General features: G+C 73.6%; 6 protein-coding genes. 2 read left to right on the top strand and 4 right to left on the bottom strand.

What is annotated here, in order from left to right; all coding sequences use genetic code 11:
- Positions 1–31: 31 nt before the first annotated feature.
- From ACG2DA_RS20540 to ACG2DA_RS20550, 3 genes are all read right to left on the bottom strand, one after another.
- Entirely contained in the window at positions 32–949 is a 918-nt protein-coding gene (locus ACG2DA_RS20540; protein WP_395258271.1) for a sugar phosphate isomerase/epimerase family protein, read from the bottom strand.
- Positions 950–1,109: 160 nt separating this feature from the next.
- Positions 1,110–3,743, bottom strand: a complete 2,634-nt coding sequence (locus ACG2DA_RS20545; RefSeq protein WP_395258274.1) for a hypothetical protein — start codon at positions 3,741–3,743, stop codon at positions 1,110–1,112.
- Between the two features lie 87 nt (positions 3,744–3,830).
- Positions 3,831–4,568 carry a hypothetical protein gene (locus ACG2DA_RS20550; RefSeq protein ID WP_395258276.1) on the bottom strand — a complete coding sequence of 246 codons (738 nt, stop codon included), beginning with the start codon at positions 4,566–4,568 and terminating at the stop codon, positions 3,831–3,833.
- Between the two features lie 132 nt (positions 4,569–4,700).
- Here ACG2DA_RS20550 and ACG2DA_RS20555 point away from each other — a divergent pair, with 132 nt between their 5' ends.
- A complete protein-coding gene (locus ACG2DA_RS20555) occupies positions 4,701–5,897 on the top strand; it encodes an alpha/beta hydrolase (RefSeq protein ID WP_395258278.1) in 1,197 nt (398 codons plus the stop codon).
- Between the two features lie 64 nt (positions 5,898–5,961).
- Here the strand turns inward: ACG2DA_RS20555 and ACG2DA_RS20560 are convergent, their stop codons facing one another.
- Positions 5,962–6,423, bottom strand: coding sequence for a hypothetical protein (locus tag ACG2DA_RS20560; protein ID WP_395258280.1), 462 nt, complete (start codon positions 6,421–6,423; stop codon positions 5,962–5,964).
- Positions 6,424–6,598: 175 nt separating this feature from the next.
- On the opposite strand from ACG2DA_RS20560, the gene ACG2DA_RS20565 reads away from it, so the two are divergent.
- Positions 6,599–7,405, top strand: coding sequence for a hypothetical protein (locus tag ACG2DA_RS20565; protein ID WP_395258282.1), 807 nt, complete (start codon positions 6,599–6,601; stop codon positions 7,403–7,405).
- The last annotated feature ends 108 nt before the right edge of the window (positions 7,406–7,513 follow it).

Consider the following 7,513-nt stretch of genomic DNA (forward strand, 5'->3'; position numbering starts at 1 on the left):
GGGACGCTCCCCGTGGCGGCGTCCGGTTCTCTCACCGCGGCCAGTAGGGCCGCAGCACGTCGCGGCTGATCTTTAGGGCCAGTTCTACGTCCTCCGGGCTGCCCTCGAAAGCCCGGTCCTCCACCTCCACGGCGACCTGGCCGCGGTAGCCGACTTCATAGAGGAGCCCCGCGAAGCGGCCCCAGTTCACCTCGCCGAAGCCGGGCAGTTTGGGGGTGTGATACCGCTCCGGGTCCTCCAGCGGGGCGAACTCCTGCCGGGCGGCCCGGTCGATCCGCACGTCCTTGGCGTGGGCGTGGTGAATACGGTCGCCGAATTGTTGGATCGGGGCGTACGGGTCCAGCCCCATGAACATCAGGTGCGACGGGTCGTAATTGAGCCCGAAGCGTTCGTCCGGCAGGTCCTCGAACATCCGCCGCCAGATCGCCGGGCTATACGCGAGGTTCTTGCCGCCGGGCCACTCGTCGGCGGCGAAGCTCATCGGGCAGTTTTCAATAGCGAGGTTCACCCCCCGCTCCGCCGCCCGGGCGACCAGCGGGCGGAACCTTTTTAGAAACTGCGGCCAGTTCTCCTCGACCCGCTTGGAGGGGTCGCGGCCGACGAAGGTGTTCACGACGGGCACTTCTAATAAGGCCGCCGCGTCGATCACCCGTTCCAAATGGGCGACGGCGGCCTGGGCGGCCTCGGCGTCGGGGTCCAGCGGGTTCGGGTAATAGCCCAGCCCGCCGATCGTCACGCCGTGGTCGGCGGCGAGTTTTAAGACCTCCGCGGCGTCGCGTTTCGTAAGCCCCTCGGCCTGCACGTGGGCGGTGCCGGCGTAGCGGCGCTTCTCCCCGCCGGCCGGCGGCCAGCACATCAATTCGACGGCGTCGTATTGCAGTCGGGCGGCGACCTCGAAGACGCCGGCGAGGTCGTGGTCCGGCAGGATCGCGGAGACGAATCCGAGCATCGTTTTGAGAGCGGTCTGTGAGGAGCGACGGACGGCGACCGCCGCAGGGTACGGGGGGCGGCGGCGGTTCGCCTCCGTGCCCGACCCGCCGCCGGGGGCCGGAGGGACGCTCAGGGTCGGCCGCCCGCGGCCGGCCCCGAGCCCCGCGTGCGCTTCGGGCTCACCGTCGCGGCGGGGTGGGGCGGCGGGCGTCGCCGGGGAGGCCGTGGGCGACGTCGGTCGGTTCGCCCAGCGCCCGGCCCAGGGCGGCGAAGCGGCGGCGGGCGGCGGGGTCGGCCTGCGGCAGGCCGGGGTGCAGCAGGCGGGTGACGGCCAGCAGCCGGACCGCCTCCTCGGTGCGGCCGGCGGCGTGCAGGCCGGCGACGCGGCGGGCCCGGGCGGCCAGCCAGGCCGCCGAGCCGTCCGGCTCCGCCGCCTCCGCCCGCCGCCACGCCGTCAGCGCCGCGGCGGCCAGTTCGGGCGAACGGCTCGCCGCGACCGCTTTCGCGGCCAGCCCGGCGACGTCCGGGTCGTGCCCGTCCTCCAGCACGAGCAGCAGGTCGGTCGCCGCCGCCGTCGGCTCCCCGCGGTCCAGCAGCGACGCCGCCCGCCGCACCCGCACCGTGCGGCGTTCATCGTCGGTCAGCGGGAGCCCCAGCAAGCGGTCCGCCAACGCCGTCCGGGCCGCCGCGAACGCCGGGGGAACGCTTCGCTCCGCGGAGGACCGGCCCGCGTCCTCCCAGCCGGCGGAGATCCTCAGCAGGGCCGCGGCGTCGTCCGGGACCGCCGCGGCGAGTCGGGCGGCCTCCGCGAACCGCCCCCGCAGCGCCGCGGCGCTCGCCCCGCGGGCCGTCGCCTCCCGCTGGGCGGCCCGCCAGAACGCCGCCTGCGGGCCGTCGTCGGTCCGCGGGGCCGCCGTCGTGCGCACGGCGGTCAGCAGGCGGTCGGCCACGTTCACGCCGGCCGCCGTCGGTTCGTCCCCGTCCAGCAGCACCCGGGCGGTGCGGAGTTGCAACTCGACCCGGGCCGCGGCGAGCAGCGGCGTCGCGGCCGGTTCGGCGTCGAGGGAGGCGGCGGCCAGCGGGGCCAGTTCCTCCGTCGCCGCCGCCCGCCGTTCGGCCTGTTGCAGACGGCGGGCGAGGGCGACCGTCGGCTCCCCCGCGGCCTCCGCGTCTTCGAGCTGTCCGTCCAACCAGTCGAGAATCCCCTCGTGACAGCGGGCCAAACCCGCGGCGGCGGCGGGGCCGCGGAGCGGGTCGTCCAGCAGATCGCGGTACAGCGGCAGGGCCCGGGAGCGTTGCGACCGCACCTCCTCGTGCCGGGCCAGCCGCCAGGTCGCCGCGGCGGCGGTGGGGAAGGCGGCGAAGCGGGTGCGGTGTTCAGTCAGCGCCTCCGCCAGCGCCCGGTGGGCCGCGGGGGTGGGGCGGGCTTCGAATTGCTCGGCCAGCAGGGAGCAGAGCCGCAGATGGGCCGACGCCGCCTCCGCGGACGGCTCGGCGCTCGTCAGGGCCTCGGACAGCAGGTCGACGGCGGCGCCGCCGGAACTCGTCGCGGCCCGTTCGATCAACGGCAAAAGGACGTCCGGGGCGACGTCGGCCTCCAGCGCCAGCCGGGCCGCCGCCAGCCGGGCCGCGGGGGCCTCGGGAGAGCCGGCGGCCTCCAGGGCGTCCGCCCGTTCCACCGCCGCGGCGACCGCCGGCGGCAAGCCGGCGGCCCGGCCGGCGAGATCCGCGACCCGTCGCGCCCGGGCCGCCCACGGTCCGCCGTGCGCGGCGACGGCCCGGTCCGCGTCCCGCCGCAACCGGGCCAGCAGGCGGTCGGCGAGGTCCCTCCGTTCCGCCGTCCGGGCCTCCGCCGCCAGCCGGGCCAGCACGACGGCGGAGACGAACTCCGTTTCCGCCCCCAGCACCGTCGGCCCCTCACCCGTCGAGCCCGCTTCGTTCCCCCGCAGCGTCGCCACGCGGGCGGCGGCCTCCCCGGGACCGACCGTCTCGAGGCGGAGCCGCAGCGCCGCCGCCGCGACCGCGTCGGCCTGCGGCCCCCCGACGCCCGCCAACGCCTCGGTCGCCCCGCGAGAGTCGCCGGAGAGTCGCCGGGAGTCCGCCAGCAACGTCGCCCGTTTGAGCGAAGAGTCCACGCGGCGGACCGGGAGCGCGAACGCCTCCGCGGACTCCGCCAGACTCTTGCGGGCGGCCGGGTCGGGAGTCAGCTCCGCCCGGGCGAGGCGCATCTCGGCGAGGGCGAGGGCGGCCCGCTCCGTGAGGTCGACCAGCTCCTCGGCGGTCAGCGGCTCCACGTCCCGGCTGCGGCCGCGGGTGAGGTCGCGGTGCCGGTCCTCCAGCGTCGTGTGCAGCGCCTCGAGCTTGGCGTCGGCGGCCTTGAGGGCGGCGAGGGCGGCGTCGCGGTCGGCGGGCGTCGGCCGCAGTTCGGGCAGGGCGTCGCGGCCGCGGCGGAGGGCGTCGGCGGCGTTCGTCAGGGCGGCGGCGAGGTCGGTGCGGACCGCGGGCAGTTCCGGGTGCCGGCGGCGGACGTCGGCGAGGGTTTCGGCGGCCCGGGCCAGCAGGGCGTCGCGCTCCGGGCCGTCGGTGTAGCGGGAATGCTCCGCGAGGGCCGCCGCCAACCGCACCGCGGCGGCCTGTTCCTCCGTGGGCATCGACCGCGGATCGCGGAGCGTCCGCAGGCTCGCCCCCTCCGCGACGCCGAACAGCCCGCGCTCCAGCAGCCCGGCGTGGTAGCGGTCTTCCAATTCCCCCCCGGCCGCGGCGGTTGCGAGGAGCAGCCCGAGCGCCGCGGCGGTTGCGGTGCGGCGGAACACGGGCGGGGACCGATCGGGGCGAGAAATAAGCCATTCACGGTAGGTCGCCGCCGCGGGGCCGGACAAGAGGGGTTGTCGGCGGGCGATTCACTCCCACGCCCACCACCAACGCAGGTGGTGGGAGGACCGCATCGCGCAGTCGTCGAGGGTGCGAATCTCGGCGGCCTCCTCCTGCGACATGCCTCGGCGAACGAAGCGACGGTTCGCTCGAAACCGCGTTTCAAATCCGATCGGGAGCGTCTTCCAATAAGTCGCCCGGAACGGAGCGACGGGCTTCCAGACGAGGGCGTCCGGGTCGTATTGATCGACCTCCGCCCAGCAGCGGGCGTACTGCTGCCCGTGCTCTTTGCGGACGACGCGGAGCGTGGTGTCGCCCCACGCTCCGATTTGTTGAAGGAACCGCTCCCAACGGGGAGCCGCAAATGCCTCCCAAACGCCGCCGCCCTCCGCGGTCAGGCCGATGTGCACGCACGGGTCCGGCGACCGTGCCCCGGGGTTCAAATCTACGGGGGCCACGTTGAGCACCCGTCGGATCGCCTCGCCCGTCGGCGTGAACGGGTAGGACGGCGGCGGGCGGTCGCGATCAGATTCGTACTCAAACGGTTCATGCTCGGCTCGTCCGACGATCCAGCCGGCGTTGAACAGGCCCAGCAGCGTGAGGACCAACTCGTCTTTCGTCAGTCCGTGGGACGGACGATTGAACAGGTCGAAGAAGTCTTGATCTGATCCTCGATAGAAGGCGAGCGGAACTTTTGCCTCCACCAGCGAGTTCAGAATCCAATACTCCCCGCGCGTCAGGCGGGGGGCGAAGCGACGGGACGACACGTCGGGGGGCCGCCCGGCGGGCGGCGGGTTGGTTCAGGGGAGCCGCAAACTAAAGCGGCGGACGGGACGCGGCAAGACGGCGGTCGGCGGGGCGGGTAGCCTGCGGGGGTTCCTGCCTCCTCGGATTCGCCCGTGCCTCGTTTCGCCCGTTCGTTCGTCGCCGCGGCGTTGTTGGTCGCCGGGCTGGGGGCGGGGTGCGATTCGAAGCCGGCCCCGGCGGACCCCGCCGGCGGCGATCCGACGGAGCCCGCGGCGGAGGCGGCCTTCGACCCGCACGATTCCGCCTGGGCGACGCCGGTCCCTCCGGCGAAGCCGCCGGTTCCCCTGCGGGCGTATCGACGGGCGGACGACGGAGCGGAGTCCCCGGGACAGGACATGCTGGAGCGGGCCGACACGTTGAAGGCCTCCGGCCAATACGACCTCGCCCGCACCGCCTACGAACTGGCGTTGAAGCAGGACCCGGAGTTCGCCCAGGCCGCCTACCAACTGGCCTGCAACGAGGCGCTCGCCGGGAATGAAGCCGCCGCCCGGGCGGCGTTCGCGCGGGCGCTGGAACTGGGCTACGCCGACTACCCGATCGCCCGGGCCGACGCCGAACTGGGGCCGCTGCGGGAGGACGCCGACTTCCCGGACCGCCTGCGGGAGATCCGCCGGCGCTACCTCAAACAGTCCGCCGCCCGGGTCGGCACGCCGTTCTACGTCACCCCCGCGGACCTGCCGGACGGGACCGCGGAGAACGCCGGCGGGGGCGCGAAGCCGCCGGTGATCCTCATTCTGCACGGCGCCGGCGACAGCCACGAGAGCTTCGCCCGGGAGGCGACGGCCTGGGCGGAGCTGGGTTGGGCGGCGGTCGTCGTGCCCGGGTCGCTGCCGACCGCCAACGGCGGGTTCCTCTGGCCCTCCGACGAGGCGACCGGCTACGCCGCGGTCGATCGACAGTTGCGGGCGATTCTGAAGGACCCGGGGCTGAACGCCGTCGCGGACACGTCCCGGGCCGCGTTGATGGGCTTTACGCAGGGGGCGAACCACGCCGCGGCGCTGGCGGCCCTGCACCCGGACCGCTACGCCGGGGCGGTCGCGTTGAGCCCCGGCGGCCGGCCGGCGGGGGTCTACGACCCGGCGGACCTGGACCCGTCCCGCTCCCGGCCGATCGCCATGTTTTACGGAGACGAGGAGGGCGGCGAGCCGCTGCTGGCCCGCTGGACCGCCGCCTGCCAGGCCGCCGGCTGGCCGGTGATCGCGGAGGAGTTCCCCGGCGGCCGCCACTTCCCCCGCGACTGGCACGAAGAACGCCGGACCAAGGTCGCGGCGTTTTTGCTGGGGGAGTGACGGGGCGCCACGTCGGCGTTGAGGACTGTCAGAAGAACATCACCGCGGCGCACCGGATCGGTCGTCACCGGCCCCGCAGTTCCGGGTGGCGGCGTTCCATCTCCTGCCGGGCTTCCTCCAAGCTGAAAATGTGGCCCGCCTCCGCGTCTGCGATCGACGCCAGCACGCTTTCCTCCAGCGTTTCGCCGCTGCGATAACCGTCGAATGGTTCGTCGGTCGTCCCGCCGACGGCCGCCGGCGCCAGGAAGGGGAGTTCCTCCCGAAGTTCGCCTTTCACCTCCGCCCACGGTCGGCCGAGACCGGCGTCCGCCTCCGCAAGGGCCTCCGTCACTTCCTCACGCAGCGGTTGCCCACGCGGCAGGTCGTCGTTCGAGGCGATCTCAAGCTCCTCCGACTCCGGCGCCAAGCGAAACGTTTCCCCGGAGCCGAGATGACGGACCCACACCTCGCCGCGGGCGTCCAGCGCGGCGGCGAACTCCGGGGGCAGGTCGAAGACGGGCGAATCGGCGGGCGAGGCGGCGTTCATGGCCGCAGTTTAGCCGGTCGCGCGGGGCGTCGGGAAAATCCGAAAATTCGTCGGGGGCCGGCCAAGATCGCGGGCTCCGCCGCGAAGAACCCCTCATGCGGGGCGTTTCCCCGCCCCCCGCTTCCCCCCGAAGCCCGTCATGTCGCACTGCTCACCCTGCCTGAAAGGCACACCGATGATTCGCAAGGCCCTCCTCGGGACCGCCCTGACGCTGGGTCTGGGCGCCCTCGCTTTCGGAACCGACTTCTTCACCTTCGCCAAGACCGCCGCCCAAGAGGCCCAAACCGGGCTGCGGGACGCGGTGCCGGTCTCCTTCGAGATCAAAGCGGCTCGTCAGAAACTGACGGAGCTGGACCCCGCCGTCTCCGCCGCCAAGCGGGTCGTCGCGGAGCAGCAGATCGCCGTCGAACGGCTCCAGTCCGACATCGACCGCCGCACCGCCGCCCTCGACGAGCAGGCCCGCGAAATGGCCTTCCTGCGGGACAAGATCGGCTCCGGCGAACTGCATTACGCCGGCCGGACGATCGGCGAGTCCGACATGAAACGGGACCTCGCCGCCCGCCTGACCACCTACGAAACCGCCCAGACTACGCTGGGTCACAAGCAGGCCCTGCTGGAAGCCCAGCGGCAGACCCTCGCCGCCAACGAGCGGAAGCTGGACGCCATGTTGAGCGCCCGCGGCCAGCTTGAGGTGCAGATCGAACAGCTGGAAGCCAAGCACCAGATGGTGCAGGCCCGCGAGACGATCGCCGGGGTCGAGATCGACGACACCGCCCTCTCGGACACCCGCGAGCTGATCCAGCGGATCGACGACGAACTGAGCGTCCGCGAACGGATGCTGGACGAGGACGGCTCCACTTGGAACGGCAGCGTGCCGGTCAGCGAGATCGTCAAGGAGGGCGCCGCGGCCGAGGACGCCGCCGCCCGCTACGACGCCCTGTTCGGCGCCCCGACGAAGAACCTCGGCGGCGACGAAGCCTGAGTCGGGACCGCGTGTCCCCGCACCCCGTCCGCGCTCCGCGCGGGCGGGGTTTGTTTCGTGAAATCGTTCGTGATGATGGAGCCGCGACCGTCAGGGAGCGTCTCTGTA

Origin of the sequence: Alienimonas sp. DA493, assembly GCF_043951915.1 — a bacterium.
Lineage (GTDB): Bacteria > Planctomycetota > Planctomycetia > Planctomycetales > Planctomycetaceae > Alienimonas.

Coding starts and splice junctions, on each gene's coding strand:
- ACG2DA_RS20560 (WP_395258280.1), bottom strand. CDS start 6,423: ATGAACGCCGCCTCGCCCGCCGATTCGCCCGTCTTCGACCTGCCCCCG.
- ACG2DA_RS20565 (WP_395258282.1), top strand. CDS start 6,599: ATGATTCGCAAGGCCCTCCTCGGGACCGCCCTGACGCTGGGTCTGGGC.
- ACG2DA_RS20540 (WP_395258271.1), bottom strand. CDS start 949: ATGCTCGGATTCGTCTCCGCGATCCTGCCGGACCACGACCTCGCCGGC.